17 protein-coding genes are annotated in these 17619 nt (G+C 68.0%); 7 read left to right on the top strand and 10 right to left on the bottom strand.

Annotated features, from left to right (window positions below; all coding sequences use genetic code 11):
* Positions 1-361, top strand: a 361-nt coding sequence (locus tag NM2_RS42370; protein WP_157121779.1) for an SDR family NAD(P)-dependent oxidoreductase, incomplete at its 5' end; no start/stop codon positions are given.
* A gap of 114 nt (positions 362-475) precedes the next feature.
* Here the strand turns inward: NM2_RS42370 and aspA are convergent.
* Positions 476-1909, bottom strand: coding sequence for an aspartate ammonia-lyase (gene aspA / locus NM2_RS42365; protein WP_067682235.1), 1434 nt, complete (start codon positions 1907-1909; stop codon positions 476-478).
* Between the two features lie 228 nt (positions 1910-2137).
* Here aspA and NM2_RS42360 point away from each other — a divergent pair, with 228 nt between their 5' ends.
* Entirely contained in the window at positions 2138-3058 is a 921-nt protein-coding gene (locus NM2_RS42360) for an aldo/keto reductase (RefSeq protein WP_067682214.1), read from the top strand.
* Positions 3059-3343: 285 nt separating this feature from the next.
* Here NM2_RS42360 and NM2_RS42355 read toward each other — a convergent pair whose 3' ends face one another.
* From NM2_RS42355 to NM2_RS42340, 4 genes are all read right to left on the bottom strand, one after another.
* Positions 3344-4108, bottom strand: a complete 765-nt coding sequence (locus NM2_RS42355) for a 3-oxoacyl-ACP reductase (RefSeq protein WP_067682211.1) — start codon at positions 4106-4108, stop codon at positions 3344-3346.
* 70 nt (positions 4109-4178) lie between these two features.
* Positions 4179-5540 carry an aldehyde dehydrogenase family protein gene (locus tag NM2_RS42350; RefSeq protein WP_067682208.1) on the bottom strand — a complete coding sequence of 454 codons (1362 nt, stop codon included), beginning with the start codon at positions 5538-5540 and terminating at the stop codon, positions 4179-4181.
* A 19-nt stretch (positions 5541-5559) separates the two neighbouring features.
* Complete coding sequence (locus tag NM2_RS42345; RefSeq protein ID WP_174575749.1) at positions 5560-6921, bottom strand: glutamine synthetase family protein; 1362 nt, start codon at positions 6919-6921, stop codon at positions 5560-5562.
* A 231-nt stretch (positions 6922-7152) separates the two neighbouring features.
* A complete protein-coding gene (locus NM2_RS42340; protein ID WP_218026103.1) occupies positions 7153-8211 on the bottom strand; it encodes a zinc-binding dehydrogenase in 1059 nt (352 codons plus the stop codon).
* Positions 8212-8451: 240 nt separating this feature from the next.
* On the opposite strand from NM2_RS42340, the gene NM2_RS42335 reads away from it, so the two are divergent.
* Positions 8452-9285 carry a helix-turn-helix transcriptional regulator gene (locus tag NM2_RS42335; protein WP_218026102.1) on the top strand — a complete coding sequence of 278 codons (834 nt, stop codon included), beginning with the start codon at positions 8452-8454 and terminating at the stop codon, positions 9283-9285.
* 33 nt (positions 9286-9318) lie between these two features.
* On the opposite strand, the gene NM2_RS42330 is transcribed toward NM2_RS42335, so the two are convergent.
* A complete protein-coding gene (locus tag NM2_RS42330; protein WP_218026101.1) occupies positions 9319-9735 on the bottom strand; it encodes a nuclear transport factor 2 family protein in 417 nt (138 codons plus the stop codon).
* Between the two features lie 91 nt (positions 9736-9826).
* Between NM2_RS42330 and NM2_RS42325 the strand changes: the two genes are divergently transcribed.
* On the top strand, positions 9827-10381 hold the full coding sequence (locus tag NM2_RS42325) for a PadR family transcriptional regulator (RefSeq protein ID WP_067682198.1): 555 nt from the start codon (positions 9827-9829) through the stop codon (positions 10379-10381).
* Between the two features lie 15 nt (positions 10382-10396).
* Here the strand turns inward: NM2_RS42325 and NM2_RS42320 are convergent, their stop codons facing one another.
* On the bottom strand, positions 10397-11857 hold the full coding sequence (locus tag NM2_RS42320) for an AAA family ATPase (protein WP_067682196.1): 1461 nt from the start codon (positions 11855-11857) through the stop codon (positions 10397-10399).
* A 299-nt stretch (positions 11858-12156) separates the two neighbouring features.
* Here NM2_RS42320 and NM2_RS42315 point away from each other — a divergent pair, with 299 nt between their 5' ends.
* Positions 12157-12843, top strand: coding sequence for a DUF899 domain-containing protein (locus NM2_RS42315; RefSeq protein ID WP_067682193.1), 687 nt, complete (start codon positions 12157-12159; stop codon positions 12841-12843).
* Between the two features lie 103 nt (positions 12844-12946).
* Here the strand turns inward: NM2_RS42315 and NM2_RS42310 are convergent, their stop codons facing one another.
* Positions 12947-13561 (bottom strand): nitroreductase family protein, encoded by a 615-nt coding sequence (locus NM2_RS42310; protein ID WP_067682190.1) that lies wholly within the window; start codon positions 13559-13561, stop codon positions 12947-12949.
* Positions 13562-13632: 71 nt separating this feature from the next.
* Complete coding sequence (locus tag NM2_RS42305; protein ID WP_067682229.1) at positions 13633-14526, bottom strand: SDR family oxidoreductase; 894 nt, start codon at positions 14524-14526, stop codon at positions 13633-13635.
* 71 nt (positions 14527-14597) lie between these two features.
* On the opposite strand from NM2_RS42305, the gene NM2_RS42300 reads away from it, so the two are divergent.
* Positions 14598-15182: a TetR/AcrR family transcriptional regulator gene (locus tag NM2_RS42300; RefSeq protein WP_067682188.1), complete on the top strand. Its 585-nt coding sequence runs from the start codon at positions 14598-14600 to the stop codon at positions 15180-15182.
* Between the two features lie 10 nt (positions 15183-15192).
* Here NM2_RS42300 and NM2_RS42295 read toward each other — a convergent pair whose 3' ends face one another.
* Positions 15193-16065: a sulfurtransferase gene (locus tag NM2_RS42295; protein ID WP_067682186.1), complete on the bottom strand. Its 873-nt coding sequence runs from the start codon at positions 16063-16065 to the stop codon at positions 15193-15195.
* Between the two features lie 198 nt (positions 16066-16263).
* Here NM2_RS42295 and NM2_RS42290 point away from each other — a divergent pair, with 198 nt between their 5' ends.
* Positions 16264-17616, top strand: coding sequence for an FAD-binding oxidoreductase (locus tag NM2_RS42290; RefSeq protein WP_084532134.1), 1353 nt, complete (start codon positions 16264-16266; stop codon positions 17614-17616).
* Positions 17617-17619 lie beyond the last annotated feature (3 nt).

Below are 17619 nucleotides of genomic sequence, written 5' to 3'. Positions count from 1 at the left end.
CGGTGAGGAGCGCGGGGTGATCATCAACACCGCCTCGGTCGCCGCGTTCGACGGGCAGATCGGTCAGGCCGCGTACTCCGCGTCCAAGGGCGGCATCGTGGGCATGACCCTGCCGATCGCGCGTGATCTGGCGAGCGTGAACGTGCGCGTGGTGACCATCGCGCCGGGTCTGTTCCACACTCCGCTGTTCGAGTCGCTGCCCGACGAGGCGATCGCGGCCCTCGGCGCGCAGGTGCCGCACCCCGCGCGCCTGGGAGATCCGGTCGAGTACGCGGCGCTGGCCCGGCACATCGTGGAGAACCCGATGCTCAACGGCGAGACGATCCGCCTCGACGGCGCGATCCGCATGGCGCCGCGCTGAGATCTCGCACCGATCAGTCGGCGATGAGGCGGGGCCCGGTCCACATCCCCCAGGACCGGGCCCCGCCTCATTGTGCGAGCACGGAACACCTTTGCCCGCAACACATTCGAAGATTCAGGCGACGACCGGTTTCACCTCCACGAGCGGCTTCACCCCGGCGAGCTGTTCGGGCCGCAGGATGGCACTGAGCCGCTCCGGCGGCAGCAGGCCCTTCTCCAGGACCAGCTCGGCCACGCCCCGTCCGGAAACCAGTGCCTCCTTGGCGATCTCGGTCGCGGCGAGGTATCCGATGTACGGGTTCAGCGCGGTGACCAGGCCGATGGAGTTCTGCACCATCGCGCGGGTGACCTCGGCGTTGGCGGTGATACCCGCGACGCACCGCTCCGCGAGAGTGCGGCAGGCCGCGCCCAGATGCACGATGCTCTTGGACAGCGAATGCAGGATGATCGGCTCGAATGCGTTGAGCTGCAACTGACCCGCCTCCGCGGCCATGGTGATCGTCATATCGTTGCCGATCACCTCGAAGGCCACCTGATTGACCACTTCGGGAATCACCGGATTGACCTTGCCGGGCATGATCGACGAACCCGCCTGCACGGCAGGAAGATCGATCTCGTTGAGCCCGGCGCGCGGTCCCGAGGACAGCAGCCGCAGATCGTTGCAGGTCTTGGACAGCTTCACCGCGATCCGCTTGAGCACACCCGAAAGCTGAACGAACGCACCGCAATCCTGCGTGGCCTCGATCAGATTCGCCGCGGTCACCAGCGGCAGCCCGGTAATGGCGGCCAGATGGCCCCGTGCGGCCTCGGCGTAACCCTCGGGGGCATTGAGCCCGGTGCCGATCGCGGTGGCGCCCAGATTGATCTCCTCCATCAGCACCACCGCCTCGGCCAGCCGGCTCTGGTCCTCCTCCAGCATCACCGCGTAGGTGGAGAACTCCTGGCCGAGCGTCATCGGCACGGCGTCCTGCAACTGGGTGCGGCCCATCTTCAGCACGTCGTGGAATTCGGTCGCCTTGTCGGCGAACGCGTTGCGCAGCACCGTCATCGACTCGAGCAGCTCCCGCACGGCCAGGATCGTCGCCACGCGCACCGCGGTCGGATAGGCGTCGTTGGTGGACTGGCTGAGGTTGACGTCGTCGTTCGGATGCAGGTGCGCGTATTCGCCTTTGGCGTGCCCGAGGATCTCCAGGGCCCGGTTGGCGATCACCTCGTTGGCGTTCATGTTGGTCGAGGTGCCCGCACCGCCCTGGATGACGTCCACGATGAACTGTTCGCGCAGCCGACCCTGTTCGCGGATCTCCCGGCAGGCCGCCGCGATGGCCGCGGCCTTGTGCGGGGCGAGCAGACCGAGTTCCTCGTTGGCCCGCGCGGCGGCCTCCTTGACCGCGGCCAGGGCGGTGACCAGATGCGGATACGAGGCCAACGGGGTGCCGGTGATCGGGAAGTTCTCGCTCGCGCGCAGGGTGTGCACACCCCAGTAGGCGTCGGCGGGAACGTCGCGGTCCCCGAGCAGATCGTGTTCGCAGCGGGTCACGGCGGTCGTCATCGTGGGGTGTTCCTTCGCTGAGCAGGGACGCGCCGCGGCCGGAAGGGTACCGCGGGCCACGGCGTATCCCGTAGGTTTCACGCCGGTCGGCGCCCGGATGACCCTACGCCGATCATTTGGTATATGCCACCATTTACTGGCATATACCAAATTTCATTGGCCCATAGACGGCTGGTGCGGCGCGCGGAACTACTGCCTCGAGCGCCGCGGGTGACTAGGGTGGTGCCCATGTCCACCGAGTCACGTCCTGCCGCCGCATCCGGAACCTTCACCCTCGGCGGGGATCTCCCCATCCATCGCCTCGGCTACGGCGCCATGCAGATCACCGGTCCGGGCGTGTGGGGCGAGCCGAAGGACCCGGACGAGGTGGTCCGATTGCTACGCCGCGCGGTCGAACTCGGCGTCGACTTCATCGACACCGCCGACTCCTACGGCCCGTTCGTCAGCGAGACCCTGATCCGCAAGGCCCTGCACCCCTACGCCGACGATCTGGTCATCGCCACCAAGGCGGGGCTGACCCGGCCCGGCCCGGACGTGTGGCTGCCGCTGGGCCGGCCCGAATATCTGCGCCAGCAGCTGGAATTGAGTCTGCGGCATCTCGGGCTCGAGCGCATCGACCTGTACCAGCTGCACCGGATCGACCCCAAGGTGCCGCTGGCCGATCAGATCGGTGAGCTGGTGGCGTTGCAGAAGGAAGGCAAGATCCGGCACATCGGCCTGTCCCAGGTCACCGTCGCGCAGCTGGAGGCGGCGCGCAAGCTGGCGACGATCGTCTCGGTGCAGAACCTGTACAACCTGGCCGACCGCACGTCGGAGAAGCTGGTCGACCACTGCGAGGCGAATCAGATCGCCTTCATCCCATGGTTCCCGATGGCCACCGGTAAGCTCGCCCGCCCCGGCGGCCCGCTCGACGAGATCGCCAAGGACCACGAGGCCACCCCGTCACAGCTGGCCCTGGCCTGGCTGCTGCGCCGCTCCCCCGTGATGCTGCCGATCCCCGGTACCTCGAGCGTCGCACACCTCGAGGAAAACGTTGCCGCGGCGGAGGTTTCGCTGTCCGACGAGGACTACGCGGCGCTGTCCGCGGTGAGCGAACCCGCCGATTCCTCCGGCGGGGGCGTCTCGCGACTGTTCAAGAAACGCCGCTGATCGGATGGTTGCGCGAGCGGTAATGCCCGCTTGCGCAACGCAAAACCACCGCAGCCGACATTCCGGGCCCGCCACAGCCCGGAGCAGCGGTCACTATGCGCACGAATCATCCTGGAACCCGACGGCCGACGCGATCAATGGCACTCCGCACCTACGCCGCCGATGGCGGCAGCCGGTCGGAGCTGCGCGAAGCATCCTCGCACCCAGAGGAATTCGGATCAGGCATCAGCTAGATGTGGGCGTGAACGATACGTGCCACTTCGAAAGCGCCTCCCGTGCAGCCCTTTACAGCGGGGTCACGTACGCCCCCGCGATTCCTCCGTCGACCATGAACTGCGACGCGGTGATGAACGAGGAGTCGTCGCTGGCGAGGAAGGCGACCGCGGCCGCGATCTCCTCCGGCTCGGCGAAGCGGCCGAGCGGGACGTGCACCAGACGACGCGCCGCGCGCTCGGGGTCCTTGGCGAACAGCTCTTGCAGCAGCGGAGTGTTGACCGGTCCGGGGCACAGGGCGTTCACGCGAATTCCCTGACGCGCGAACTGAACACCGAGCTCGCGGCTCATCGACAGCACGCCACCCTTGGACGCGGTGTAGGAGATCTGCGAGGTGGCCGCGCCCATGACCGCGACGAAGGACGCGGTATTGATCACCGACCCCTTACCGCGATTCAGCATGTGTTCGATGGCGTATTTGCTGCACAGGTAGACCGAGGTCAGATTGACCTGTTGCACGCGCTGCCAGGCGTCCAGGCCGGTGGTGAGGATCGAATCATCTTCCGGCGGTGAGATTCCCGCGTTGTTGAACGCGATGTCGAGCCCGCCGTAGACATCCACCGCGGTCTGGAACAGCGCCCGCACCTGCGCCTCGTCGGTGACATCGGTGCGCACGAACCGTCCGTCGGCCTCCGCCGCAGCGGATTCGCCCGCGGCCGTATCGATATCGGCGACCACCACTCGCGCGCCCTCCCGCGCGAAACGGCGGACGGTGGCCAGGCCGATACCGCTGCCGCCGCCGGTGACGACGGCGACACGATCCTGTAAGCGCTGCACGGTGACTCCTCTGCGAACGAACTCCGGACGTTCCGGAGCGGGGAGATGCGAATGCGGTTGTGCTCGAGGGCTATTCGGTGGCGATGAAGACGTTCTTGGTCTCGGTGAACGCGCGGGCCGCGTCCGGACCGAGCTCTCGGCCGAGTCCGGACTGTTTGAATCCACCGAACGGCGTCCAATACCGCACGGACGCATGGGAATTCACGGACAGGTTCCCGGACTCCACCGCGCGCGAGACACGCAGCGCCCGGCCGACGTCGCGGGTCCAGATCGAACCGGACAGCCCGTAATCGGTGGCATTGGCCAGCGCGATCGCCTCGGCCTCGTCCTCGAACGGCAGCACCGCCACGATCGGGCCGAAGATCTCCTCGGTGGCGACGCGATCGGACGCACTGTCCGGCAGCACAACCGTTGGCGGATACCAGAATCCGGGCCCGGACGGATTCGTCCCGGTGTACGCGACGGTGGTCGAGTCCTCGACGAATCCGGCGACCCGATCGCGGTGTTCGGCCGAGATCAGCGGGCCCATCTCGGTCGACTCCTCGGCCGGATCACCGACCCGCACCGCCCGCACGGCCGGTTCCAGCAGTTCGAGGAATGTATCGAAGACACCGCGCTGCACCAGAATTCGCGACCTGGCACAGCAGTCCTGACCAGCGTTGTCGAACACCCCGGCGGGTGCGGTGGCCGCCGCCGCCTGGAGATCGGCGTCGGCGAATACGATATTGGCGCTCTTGCCGCCCAGTTCCAGCGTGACGCGTTTGACCTGCCGCGCGCAGCCGGCCATGATCTCCCGGCCGACCTCGGTGGATCCGGTGAAGACCACCTTGCGCACGGCCGGATGCGTCACGAAACGCTGCCCCACCACCGAGCCCTTGCCGGGCAGGACCTGGAATACGTCGTGTGGCAGCCCGGCCTCGAGCACGAGTTCGCCGAGCCGGATCGCGGTCAGCGGGGTCAGCTCGGCGGGCTTGAGGACCACGGTGTTGCCCGCCGCCAGCGCGGGCGCGAAACCCCAGCCCGCGATCGGCATCGGGAAATTCCACGGCACGATCACCCCGACCACGCCCAGCGGCTCGCAGAAGGTGATGTCCACCCCGCCCGCAACGGGAATCTGGCTGCCCAGCAACCGTTCCGGCATGCCCGCGCAGTAGTCGAGCACATCGCGGACGTTCCCGGCCTCCCAGCGCGCATTCCCGATGGTGTGCCCGGAATTGGCGACCTCGAGCCGGGCCAGCTGCTCCAGATCGGCGTCGACGGCCGCGGCGAAACGACGCAGCAGCCGGGCCCGATCCCCCGGCGCGACATCCCGCCAGGACACCGCCGCGGCGGCCGCGCGCGCGATCGCGGCATCGGTGCGTTCGAGATCCATCGATTCGAAGGTGGCCACCGGCTGTTCGGTGGCGGGGTTGATCACCTGCACAGTTGTCACTGCTGACGCTCCTTTCGCCTCAGAGCCGTTCGAAGCCGCGCACGCGTTCCCAGTCGGTGACCGCGGCGTCGAAGGCGTCCAGTTCGACCTGCGCCGCGTTCCGATAGTGCCGCACCACGTCCTCGCCGAACGCGGCTCGCGCCACCGCGCTCTCGCCGAACAGCTGCGCGGCCTCGCGCAGCGTACCGGGCACGCGCGGCCGCTGCGAGCGATAGGCGTTGCCGTGGAATTCGGGCTCGAGGGGAAGATTGCGTTCGATGCCGTACAGGCCCGCCGCGATCAGACCGGCCACGGCCAGATACGGATTCACATCCCCGCCCGGAACCCGGTTCTCCATGCGCAGCGAGTGCCCGTTGCCGACCACGCGCACCGCGCAGGTGCGGTTGTCCCGGCCCCACGCGGCGACGGTCGGCGCGAAGCTGCCGGAGACGAATCGCTTGTAGGAGTTGATGTTCGGTGCGTACAGATAGGTGAATTCGCGCAGGCAGTCCAGCTGTCCGGCCACGAAGTGCCGCATCAGCGCCGAGGGTTCACCGTCGTCCTTCGCGAAGACCGGCCGATCGTGCTCGTCCCGCAGGCTCAGGTGGATGTGACACGAATTCCCTTCGTGCTCATCGAATTTCGCCATGAACGAGATGCTGTTCCCCTCCTGGGCGGCGATCTCCTTCGCCCCGGTCTTGTAGACGCTGTGGTTGTCGCAGGTGGTCAGCGCCTCGTCGTAGCGGAAGGCGATCTCGTGCTGGCCGGGGCGGCATTCCCCCTTCGCCGATTCGACATACAGTCCCGCGCCGGACATTTCACGGCGAATCCGCCGCAACAGCGGTTCGATCCGGGCGGTGCCGAGCAGGGAGTAATCGATGTTGTACTGATTGGCCGAAGTGAGATCGCGATAGCCCGAGCGCCAGGCGGCCTCGTAACTGTCGTCGAAGACCAGGAATTCGAGTTCGGTGCCGACGTAGGCGCGTAATCCGTGCTCCGCCAACCGATCCAGCTGCCTGCGCAGGATCTGCCGCGGCGACACGGCCACCGGCACGCCGCCCGGTTTCCCGGACGCGTCCACCTGGGCGATATCGCACAGCACCAGCGCGGTGCCCGGCCACCACGGCAGCAGCCGAGCGGTGCGCATGTCCGGGCGCAACGCGAAATCGCCGTATCCGGTGTCCCAGGAGGACATCGCGTATCCCTGCACCGGCGTCATCTCCACATCCACCGCCAGCAGGTAGTCGCACGCCTCGGCACCGTGCGCGAGCACCTCGTCCACGAAATACCGTGCCGAACAACGTTTCCCCTGCAACCGCCCCTGCATATCGGTCACCGCGACCAGCACGGTGTCCAACGTCCCCTCTTCCACATGCTCCACCAGCTCGTTCACACCCAGCATCCCCGTGCGCATCCGAACCCCTCTCAGCGTCGACCAGCCCCAACGCTAGAGGACCCGGGCCCGGTCGGCCCGCCGAACACGCAATCACGCTCGACGCCCACACCACCTCATGGCGCTGCTGTCGTCCACGGCACGATGTGACACACAGCGGTGCACCGGCAGTCCGGCCGCGGCCTCGCCAGACCGTCCGGCGTGACCTCGGCCGGGCCGCTCCACCCAGGGCAGCACTGGTCAGGGAACGAGGACGACGATGTTCAGGCCGTGCGCATCGGCCGCGGTGGACAGCGCCGCCGCGGGGTCCGCCAGACCGACGACGGTGACGTCCAGGACCGACAGATCCAATACGCCGTGGCGGATCATCGACCAGATCTCGCGCACCGTCGTGTCGTGGCCCATCCAGGATCCGCGTACGGTCAGTCGGCGATGCATCAGGTCGTGGTAGGGAATGGGCAGTTCGTGGCGCACGCCGCCGACCAGAACCCAGGTCCCGTCGGTACGGATCGCGTCGTACCCGGCCATGCTCGGGTCCGGGCCCGGCACCATGCCGAGGGTGTCGATCACCGCGTCCAGTGGCCCGGCCGCCGCGCGGATCGCCCGAGCGTCGGCCGCGCGATCGCCGGACAGCGGCACGGTCAGCACGCGCGGATCCAGTCCGGCGAGCGCGTCGAGCGTCGTGCGATTGCGGCCGACCGCGACCACCGCGGCCGCGCCGCGCGCGAGTGCCAACAGGACGGCCGCCCCACCGAGCTGCCCGGTCGCGCCGACGACGCCAACCGTCTGACCTGGGCGGACACCGGCCCGCTCGATTCCCTCCCCGGCGATGGCCAGCCACGGCAGGAAGGCCAGCCGTTCGGGCGCGGGATAGGCGTCCGCGCCGGGCAGCGCGACGAGGGTGCGCTCGGGTTGCAGCGCGCGCTCGGCGAACAGACCGTCGCGCCAGATATCGCGCATGCGGTCCGTGGTCGGAGTGCGCTGCCCGTCGCCGCCGATGCCGGTCCAGCCCAAGAGCGCCTCCTGCGCGTCGTCGGTGCGATTCGACCGGAATATCGCGGTGGCGACGGCGATATCGCCCTGCTGCACCGCGAACACGTCGTCGGCGGTCGCGGTGACCCGCGCAATTCCGCCGGGGCCCAACACGATCGGCGTGGGGAACCCGCCGCGCCCTCCGGCCACGAGGTTCGCGGTGTACGCGGGAATCATCGCGGCGAGCACGTCGAGGGTCGCTCCGCCGCCGCGCAACCGCGGTTCGGGGACCTCAGCGAGGTGCAAGCCACTGTCGAGTGCTGTCATCTGCCATGCCTTCATGACCCCAGTCCACCGCCGATCCGGAATGGTATCCAGAACCGCGTGATCGTGGAACCGGAAGTACCAGCATGAGCGGCTCGCATGTCGTGCCGTGCACCGACAGCAGCGCCTGCTCGCAGGCCACGATGGACGATGTCACAATCCGCATGACCCGGCATCGGCGGTACGCGCCCCGGCGGCGGATGGTATCCAGGGGTATGTGATCGTGGAATCGGAGGCAATGGCGTGAGCGGCTCGGTGAACGTCCGCACGAGGGTCGATGCCCGCAGATCGCAAGCCCTGGCCCGCCGCCGCGAACTCGGCGCGTTCCTGCGCGCCCGCCGCGAACGCACCAGTCCCGCCGAGGTGGGCCTGCCCGGTTCGGACCGCCGCCGCACCCCCGGTCTGCGTCGGGAGGAGCTCGCGGTCCTGTCGGGTGTCAGCACGACCTGGTACGCGTATCTGGAGCAGGGCCGCGACGTGAACCCCTCCGACCAGGTGCTCACCGCCATCGCCGACGCCCTGCGCCTCACCGCCGACGAGCGCGCCCACCTGCGCGCCCTGGCCGACGGCACGGCCGAGCCCGTTCCCCCGCCACCCGCGGAAATCCTGACCCCCGAGGTCGCCGCCATCCCCGCACTCCTGTCCCCCGCCCCCGCGTACATCACCGGCGTGACCACCGACGTCCTGGCCTGGAACGATGCCGCGGCGGAATACTTCTCGGGCATGGTCGACCAATCCGCTTCCGCCACACCGAATCTCGCACGCTGGGTATTTCTCGACCCCGCCGCCCGGAAAATCCTGCTCGACTGGACCGAGGTTGCCCAATCCATCCTGGCCCGCCTGCGCACCAACGCCGGTCGCCACCCCGGTGACGCCCGATTCGCCTGTCTAGCAACCGAACTCCGCGAAGGCAGCCCCGAAGCCGCCGCCTGGTGGCCCCGCTACGACATCGCCACCAGCCACTCGGGCACCAAACGCCTGAACCACCCGACGCGCGGCCCGCTCACCCTCACCCACGCGTCGTTCGCCGTCACCGACGCCCCCGACCAGATCCTCGTCGTCTATTCGGCTCCCTGACAACACCATTCGCCATGCCGGATGAACAGCGCGTCAAGCCCCGACGGCATCCGGATAGAAACTGCGCCCCTGCGCACCGCCGGACACCGACCACACTTCCACGATCCGCCCCTCCTCGAACCGCAGGATGTCGGTGCCGCTGAGATTCAGCTCCCCGTCCGGACCGGGTCGGCGCGCACCGTACGGCCGGGCGATCAATCCGGTTCGGGCACTGTCGATCTCGACAACGGGCATGCCCTGCGCCGCGTAACGCAGGCCCGGGCGCTCGGACCGGAACAGCGCGATCTGCTCGACGAAGGTCTGCGGATCGTGAATCTCGTCGTAGGCCGAGGCACCCGGTTGGGCGTACCGCAACGTCAGCTTCGGAGCCAGGATCTCCGGCCCGAGCGCCAGATCGCCACTCCACAGCGCCGCCCACTTGTCGAACAGCTCGATCGCGAAGTCTCGCACGATTCCTCCAATAGTCTCATTGATACGGTCTCAATGAGACTAACTTATAGTCTCAACGATACAGTGTCAACGGAACGGCAGGGAGACGCGTATGCCCGAACTCGGGCCGCAGGATCACATCGTGCTCGGCCTCGTCGCACGTCACGGCCCGCTCACCCCGTACGACCTCAAAGCCAGGGTCGAGGAGAGCGTCGACTATTTCTGGCCGGTCCCGCACGCGCAGCTGTACCGGATCCCCGTGCGCCTGGCCGAACAGGGCCTGCTGCGCGAGGAGGCCGAGGAGACCGGCCGCCGGCGCCGGGTATTCCACCTGACCGACGCGGGCCGCGAAGAGCTCGAGCGCTGGCTGTCCGAACCGAAATGCCCGCCCGCGGAGACCCGCGATCCGGCCCAGCTGAAACTGTTCTTCGCCGACCTCGGCGCACCGGACGACGTGATCACCCTCGCCAACGACCAAGCCGCCCAACACCTCCATTGGCTCGACCAGTACCGCACCCTGCAAGCCGAGATCGATCCGAACGACAGCGTCCGCGCCGAATCCCGTTCTCGCATCCTCGAACTCGGCATCATGCACGAGCAGGCGTATGTCGATTTCTGGAAAGCTCTGGCCCGCAACCCCACTCGTTCACCGAGCACGGGCCGCTGAGCGGTCCGCTCGCACCTACCCGTACAACATCGGCAGATCCACCAGAACGACCTGATCCGACTCCGCCGCGGCAGCCTTCCGATTGAACCCGGCACCACTGAAACACAGCAGTTTCGTCCGGCTGGTGTCGTAACGCCCGTTGCGGGCGATGACGTCCCGAATATGCCCGAGCCGCTCCAGATGTCCCGCGCCCATGGTGTCATTCCACTTCGCCTCGCCGATGGCCAGGAGCGGAGGTTTGCCGCCGTCCGCGACCCCGATCACAGCGACGTCTATCCCGTGACTCGTCCTGGTCGCGGTGTCGTGCACCACCCCGTGCCCGACCTTCGCCGGAAGTTCTTCCAGGAGAGCGGGATCTGCATGATGCAAGACCCATTCCCGGCACAACTGTTCGAAGTGAGGTCCGAGTACATTGCTCGCGAAACGTCGGCGGCTCGCACGCCATACCCGTTCGGCACTCCCCGGACGCTCCAGCTGATCCCAGACCGGCCGCATGATCGCGTGGTAGAACCGGATCAACGGTTCGGCGATACGGTAGGTGGATCGGTTGTCCCGGAACACATCCGCGTCACGATGCAGCAGACCGACGTCCTCCAGCACGGTGATCGGATGCGCGATATCGGGCGCTTTGCGTTCGAGATACCCCGCGATACCCCCACGGGTGGCGTTGCCATCCGCCACCGCGCCGAGCACGGACAAGTACAGCGCCGTATCCCGCAGTTCGGGTTCCTCGGCCAGCAGATAGCGCGGTTCCCGGAACAACGGAGTCTCGGGATTCATCACCGTCCGGACCACCCAATCGTCGAAATCACCGGGGCCGTCAGGAGTGTCACCCCGCGCGAATTCCCGGCGGTACGCCGGCGTGCCACCCACGATCGCATTGACCCGCAGCGCGAGATGCGGATCGGTGATCCCCCAGAATTCGGCCGCTAGCCGGTAATCGAGCGGGCGGACAAGTAATTCCAGCCCGGCCCGGCCACGCAAAGGTGCGCTGCCCGACAGGATTCGCCCCATGAACGACAGTGCGGATCCGCAGAGCAGCAAGCGAGTTCGTGATGCGGTGCGCTGTTCCCGCAGTGGCCGCAGCGCTTCCTGGATGATCGAGGGAAGCTCCGGATTGGCTTTGGCCAGATAGGGAAACTCGTCGATCACAACGGGCACCGGCCGATCCGCGCCGAGGCTGAGCAACGTGTCGATCACTTCCGCCCACCCATGGAAGTGAAAGGGGCTGGCCGGTCGAAGATGGTCCGTCAGGGCAGCGCTCACCCGCCGCAGCGACTCAGGGTCGGCCGCCTCGGTCGCCCCGAAATAGAACCCGCCCGCGGCTTCGCAGATCGCTTCGAGCAGAAAAGTCTTGCCCTGGCGCCGCCGCCCCGAAACGACTCCGAGCGTCGCCCCGGGTTGCTCGTCACCGACGAACCGCTCCAACGCGGACCACTCGTAGTCCCGATCGAACATGTCGACAGGCTTGCGCACCGGCCCTCCTTTATAGGACTACATTTTATAGAACTGTACCCCTAAAAGATGCGACTAGCGCAGACGGACCGCGCCCACACAGTAGTGGCCGTACCACCACCCTGTGCCGTCACGTCACCGACACAGCTGATCGGCTGCCGCAGAAGCATTTTCGCTCGGCAGCGCCGGCGCGTCCTTAGGACGGACGACCCACCGGCGCCGGCTCGGCATCGTCAATATGGCGATCACCGATGAATTCGGCACGCGGACGGGGTCTACATCGAAAACCCGCAGGCTGTGACCCCGTCCGGGAGGACCCCATGAGCACCGAAGCACTGCCGCCCGTCGTCGACGCCGAGACCTGGCAACGCGAACTCGACGCGCTGCGCGTCCGGGAGAAGGCCGCGACCCGCGAACTCGACGCGATCGCCGCCCAGCGCCGCCGCCTACCGATGGTCGAGCTGCCCGACTACACCCTCGAGGGCGAACAGGGCCCGATCCACCTGGTCGACATCTTCGACGGCCGATCGCAACTGATCGTCTACAACCACATGTGGTTCGAGGGCGAGAAATGGCAGTGCCCCGGCTGCACCGGATTCACCTCACAATTCACCCGCCTGGAGTTCCTGGACAACTACGACGCCCGTTTCGTCATCGTCACCCAGGGCCCGATCGACGAGGCCCTGGCCTACAAGCGCCGCGTCGGCAACAAGATGCCCTGGTACTCCACCGCGAACAGCCCCTTCGGCGCCGACGTCGGCGCACCCCCAGACAGCGGCTTCGCGGTCAACGTCTTCCTCCGCCACGACGACACCGTCTATCGCACCTGGCACACCAACGGCCGCGGCACCGAACAAATCAGCCACACCTTCCCCCTCATCGACGTCCTCCCCTACGGCCGCCAGGAAGAATGGCAGGACTCCCCCACCGGCTGGCCCCAATCCCCCACCTACACCCGCTGGCCCAGCGCCCAGGACATCGCCGCCGCCTACGGGGAGGCGGACTGAGGCGCGTTATTCGCCGGAAAGGCCGATCGGCCGAAAGATCCGCCCCCCGCTGGCGCCCCGGATGCCCCAGAAGAATTGGATGCTCCAGGCAGCAACACATCGGTCAGGCCGGGGCGCCCCATTGGTTGCGGTACGTGATGCGATCGAGCGCCGGGCGGGCGCCGGGGCGGAATGTGTCGGTCGTGGTGTAGGCGACGGCGAGCATGGCTACCTGGGTGACGTCGGCCGGGATGCCGAGGATATGTGCGACGTCGGACTCGTGCTCGGCGAGGTGGTAGCCGACGATGGTGCTGCCGAGACCGCGTGATCGCAGGGCGAGTTGCAGGCTCCACACCGCCGGATAGACCGAACCGTAGAACGCGCTGAGCAGCGCGTTGTCGCCGGATGGCCGACCGTGCAGACAAGCCGTGACATACACCGGGATCTGCTCGAGAACCGAGAGCAGATGTCGCCCGGAGGCGAGGGCGCGCGGCGGCACCCGGTCGCCGTATTTCGCGAACGAGGCCTCACCATCAGCGCGGATGATCTGTGCCAGAGCGCTTTTCGTGCCCGGATCGTCGATGACCAGCCAGCGGAAGCTTTCGGCGAACGCTCCGGCGATGGGGGCCTGCTGAGCGATCCGAAGGCATTCGGTGAGTACCTCGGGTTCGACCGGGCGACGCAGGTCGAGTTTGCGCCGGACCGAGCGGGTGGTGGTGAGCAATGTATCGACATCCATGAGCCGTTCCTGTTCGCGCGGGGGGTGTATTCGATCAGTCTCTTCGGCGGCGCGCCCGCCTGCGGCCGATGTCACCGGGCCCGGGCATCGCCGGTTACTCCTGTTGGCCACTGCCGCAACAGGTCTCGCTCACGAGCCAGGAACTCGGCAAAGGTCGTGGCCGGTCGGCCGGTGAGATCGCGGACGGCCGAGGTGATTCCGGCGAGAGCTCCGCCCGCGACCTCGGCGTACAGCGCGGCCACGTCGGCGGCGAACCGGGCGGGTACGCCCTGGGCTACCAGATCGGCCGCGAAATCCGCTGGGGGACGGTCGATGTAGGAGATCGTGCGGCCGAGCGCCGCGGACAACCGAGCGGCGATCTCGGTGTGGGTGAGCGCCTCGGGGCCGGTCAGCACGAACCGCTGTCGGCTACCGAGATCACCCCTCAGCAGGACGTCCGCGCACGCCGCGATGTCGGCGCAATCGATGTAGGACACCCCCGCGCTGCCGTAGGCGCCGAGCAGATCGCCGCCGTCGGTGAATGTGCCTGCGCCGGTGAGGAAGTTCTGCATGAACCCGCTCGGCTGCACGATCGACCAGTCCAGCCCCGACGCCTCGAGCCGCGCCTCGATCTCCGCGTGCGCACCCTCGGCCAATAGACCACCGGGCCGGGCGCCCCAGACCGAGACCTTCACCACCCGACCGACTCCCGCGCGGACCGCCGCGTCGATCACCCTGGTCTGCTGAGCGACCATCGGCTGCGACCCCGGTCCCGCTCCCGGGGAACACAGGAACACCCGCTCGACACCGGACAGCGCGGCCGCGATCGAATCCGGATCGTCGAAATCGCCTACCGCCAGTTCGCAATCCAGCTCTCGCCCGCGGCCCGGGTCGCGCACGAATGCCCGAAACGGAATGTCCTGTTGCCGCAACCGCCGGACCAGATGACGGCCGATCGAGCCGGTAGCACCTGTCACCAGGATCATCATCAACTCCTACTAAAATCGAGGGACCCTCGAAATATATCTCGAGGGCCCCTCGACTTAGAAGGGTTGTGATGGAGGAAACCACGCCACGAGTCCGCCGACCGCGCGCGGACGCCCAGCGCAATCGGGAGCGGCTGCTCGCCGCGGCCGACGAGATCTTCGGCGCGAGCGGCGCCGACGCGCCGCTGGAGCACGTCGCGCGGCGGGCCGGTGTGGGCATCGGCACGCTGTACGGGCATTTCCCGACTCGCCGCGCGCTCACCGCCGCGCTGCTGGCCGACCGGAACGAGGATCTGTTCGAACGCGGTGACCGGTTGCTCGACCGTCCGGTCACCGCCGACACCGTGGACGAGTGGGTGCGCGCGGTGGTCCGGCATGCCGCCACGTATCGGGGACTGGCCGAGGTGCTCGCCGACAGCATGGACGACGACAGCAGCGAACTACACGCATCCTGCCTGCGCATGAACGACATCGGCGCCCGGCTCGTCGATCGCGCGGCCCGGTCGGCGACTCTCGGTCCCGATGTCACCGCCGCGGATGTGTTCACCCTGGTCAACGCGGCCGCCTGGACGCGCGAACACGCCGGACCCGATCAGGCCGATCGCTTGATCACACTGGTATTCAACGGATTACGCGCATCGGACCGCTCGGCATAGATCCGGCGGGTCAGCCCGCCGGTGCGGTGTCACCGGTCGCGATCGGCCGGGCGGCATCCGCACTCCACTGCGACCACGACCCGGGGAACAGGGCCGCCTCGACACCCAGAATTCGCAGTGCCGCGATGCCGACGGTCGCGGTGACGCCGGAACCGCAGTAGACGCCGACCTCGGATGCGTCGGGGATGCCGACGAGGCTGAACAGCTCTTCGAGTTCGCTTGCGGGACGGAAGAATCCGTGATCGTCCAGGATGGCCGAGCCCGGGATGTTGCGGGCGCCGGGGATGTGGCCCGCGGCGGAGTCGACCGGCTCGGCGTCACCGCGGAACCGCTCCGGCGACCGCACATCGATGAGGACGCCGCGGTCGGGCGCGGCGGCGGCCTCGGCGATGGTCAATGTCGCCGACTCGCCGTCGTAGAGGGTGTCGGGGTGGACGACGATGTCACCGCGCTCGGGATGCTCTATGCCGGTTGCCAATTCGTGCCCCGCGCCCGTCCAGGCCGCCAGACCGCCGTCCAGGATGCGGACATCGGGAATGCCCGCCGTACGCAGCACCCACCAGGCACGCGCCGATCCCGCTCGATTCCAGTTGTCGTACAACACGATCGGGACGCCGGTGCGGACGCCCCACCCGCGCGCGGCGGCCTGCAACGCCGGTCCGGTGGGCAGCGGGTGACGTCCCAGGCCGGTGGCCGAATGATCCGACAGTTCGGAATCCAGGTCCGCGTAGACCGCACCGGGGATGTGTCCGCGCTCGTAGTCGGCGCGGCCGTCGGGCCGATCCAGCTGCCAGCGGACATCGACAACGGTGATCGGTTCGGCGCTATCGATCCGCGCGGCCAACTCCGCCACGGTGATCAAGGTGTCCGATCGCAAGGCCATGTCGCGACTCCTCTCGTCCGGATGAACGCAACTACATCCGCGGCGCCGTAGACACGGTTGGAATCGGCGAGATTGCAACCGCGCCTGTCGGTTTCACCCGATGCATAAGACATTCCGATCATTCCGCGCCTGTCGATGCCCGTGGTGGTGCGCGAGGATGAATCCCGGCCCATCGCCGAACAACCGAGGAGCACGCGAATGACCCTGCCCACGACCGGAATGCGGGCCTTCACCGGAACAGTGCTGCGGGGCAAGGACATTCCCGCGGCCTATCGGACGGACCGGTCCGGCCACGTGCCGACCGGGGAGCCGGAGGCATTGGTGCTGGCGGCGAACGTCGACGACGTGCGACGGGCGGTGACGACGGCGGCGGAGGCGGGGTTGTCGGTGGTGGTGCGCGGAGCCGGCAGCGGGCTGGCCGGTGGAGCCGCCGCGGGCGCCGGATCACTGATTCTCGATGTCAGCGGGCTGAACCGCATTCTGGAACTCGCACCGGACGACGAACTCGCGGTGGTCGAGGCCGGGGTCAGCGCAGCGGTGCTCGACGCCGCGGCGAACTGGCACGGACTGCGCTATACGCCGGATCCGGCGAGCATCGCCATCTCGACCATCGGGGGGAACATCGCGACCAACGCCGGTGGGCTGCGGTGCGTCAAATACGGTGTGACGGGCGATGCCGTGCTGGGATTGGACGTCGTCCTGGCCGACGGGCAACTGCTGCGCACCGGCCGACGCACCGCGAAAGGCGTTGCGGGACTGGATCTCACGAGCCTATTCACCGGTTCGGAGGGGGTATTGGGCGTCATCGTGGCCGCGACCGTGCGGCTGCGGCCCGTGCCCGTCGACACGATCACCGTCGCCGCATACTTCGACGACGTCGAACAGGGAGCCGCCGCCTGCGCCGCGGTCCTGACCGCACGCGTGCGACCGGCGATGCTCGAACTCCTGGACGAGGCGTCGCTGCGCGAGGCACAGGATCTGCTCGGGGTCCGCGGGGAGTCGGCCGGTGCGTTCGTGGTCGCGCAAACCGACGGTTTCGGCGCTCGCGCCGAGGCCGATCTCGTCGCGAAGACGTTCGGCGAGTTCACCTCCCGAGTGCGGGTAGGCGACGACCCCGAGGCGGCGGGTGAATTGTTGGCCGTGCGCCGGGCGGCGCTGCCGGCGCTGGAGCGGCACGGCCGAGTACTGATCGAGGACATCGTCGTGCCCCGGTCGCGGATCGCGGCGGCGGTACGGCGGATCACCGAGATCGCCGCCCGGCACGACAGCCGGATCAACACCTTCGGCCACGCCGGGGACGGGAATCTGCATCCGATCATCGTGGTCCCCCGCGACGACGCCGGGGCCTACCCGCGCGCGGTCGCCGCGGCAGACGAAATCTTCGCTACCGCACTGGAATTGGGCGGGACGATCACCGGGGAACACGGCGTCGGCGTGTTGAAGCGCGCGTGGCTCGAACGCGAGCAAGGACCCGCGGCACTGCGGACGCAGCAGGCGATCCGCCGCGCACTGGATCCGAACGGGCTGTTCAATCCGGGTAAGGCGCTGTAGTCC

This window comes from Nocardia miyunensis NBRC 108239 (assembly GCF_001613065.1).
GTDB lineage: Bacteria > Actinomycetota > Actinomycetes > Mycobacteriales > Mycobacteriaceae > Nocardia > Nocardia miyunensis.
The sequence above is the reverse complement of the archived record's forward strand: the minus strand, read 5'-3'. Positions and strand labels throughout refer to the sequence as shown.

What these genes read in the sequence shown, in the direction of transcription:
- NM2_RS42345 (WP_174575749.1), bottom strand. Translation starts at nt 6,921, where the DNA reads ATGCTGGGTGTGAACGAGCTGGTGGAGCATGTGGAAGAGGGGACGTTG.
- aspA (WP_067682235.1), bottom strand. Translation starts at nt 1,909, where the DNA reads ATGACGACCGCCGTGACCCGCTGCGAACACGATCTGCTCGGGGACCGC.
- NM2_RS42310 (WP_067682190.1), bottom strand. Translation starts at nt 13,561, where the DNA reads ATGGATGTCGATACATTGCTCACCACCACCCGCTCGGTCCGGCGCAAA.
- NM2_RS42305 (WP_067682229.1), bottom strand. Translation starts at nt 14,526, where the DNA reads ATGATCCTGGTGACAGGTGCTACCGGCTCGATCGGCCGTCATCTGGTC.
- NM2_RS42325 (WP_067682198.1), top strand. Translation starts at nt 9,827, where the DNA reads ATGCCCGAACTCGGGCCGCAGGATCACATCGTGCTCGGCCTCGTCGCA.
- NM2_RS42360 (WP_067682214.1), top strand. Translation starts at nt 2,138, where the DNA reads ATGTCCACCGAGTCACGTCCTGCCGCCGCATCCGGAACCTTCACCCTC.
- NM2_RS42290 (WP_084532134.1), top strand. Translation starts at nt 16,264, where the DNA reads ATGACCCTGCCCACGACCGGAATGCGGGCCTTCACCGGAACAGTGCTG.
- NM2_RS42295 (WP_067682186.1), bottom strand. Translation starts at nt 16,065, where the DNA reads ATGGCCTTGCGATCGGACACCTTGATCACCGTGGCGGAGTTGGCCGCG.
- NM2_RS42340 (WP_218026103.1), bottom strand. Translation starts at nt 8,211, where the DNA reads ATGACAGCACTCGACAGTGGCTTGCACCTCGCTGAGGTCCCCGAACCG.
- NM2_RS42300 (WP_067682188.1), top strand. Translation starts at nt 14,598, where the DNA reads ATGGAGGAAACCACGCCACGAGTCCGCCGACCGCGCGCGGACGCCCAG.
- NM2_RS42315 (WP_067682193.1), top strand. Translation starts at nt 12,157, where the DNA reads ATGAGCACCGAAGCACTGCCGCCCGTCGTCGACGCCGAGACCTGGCAA.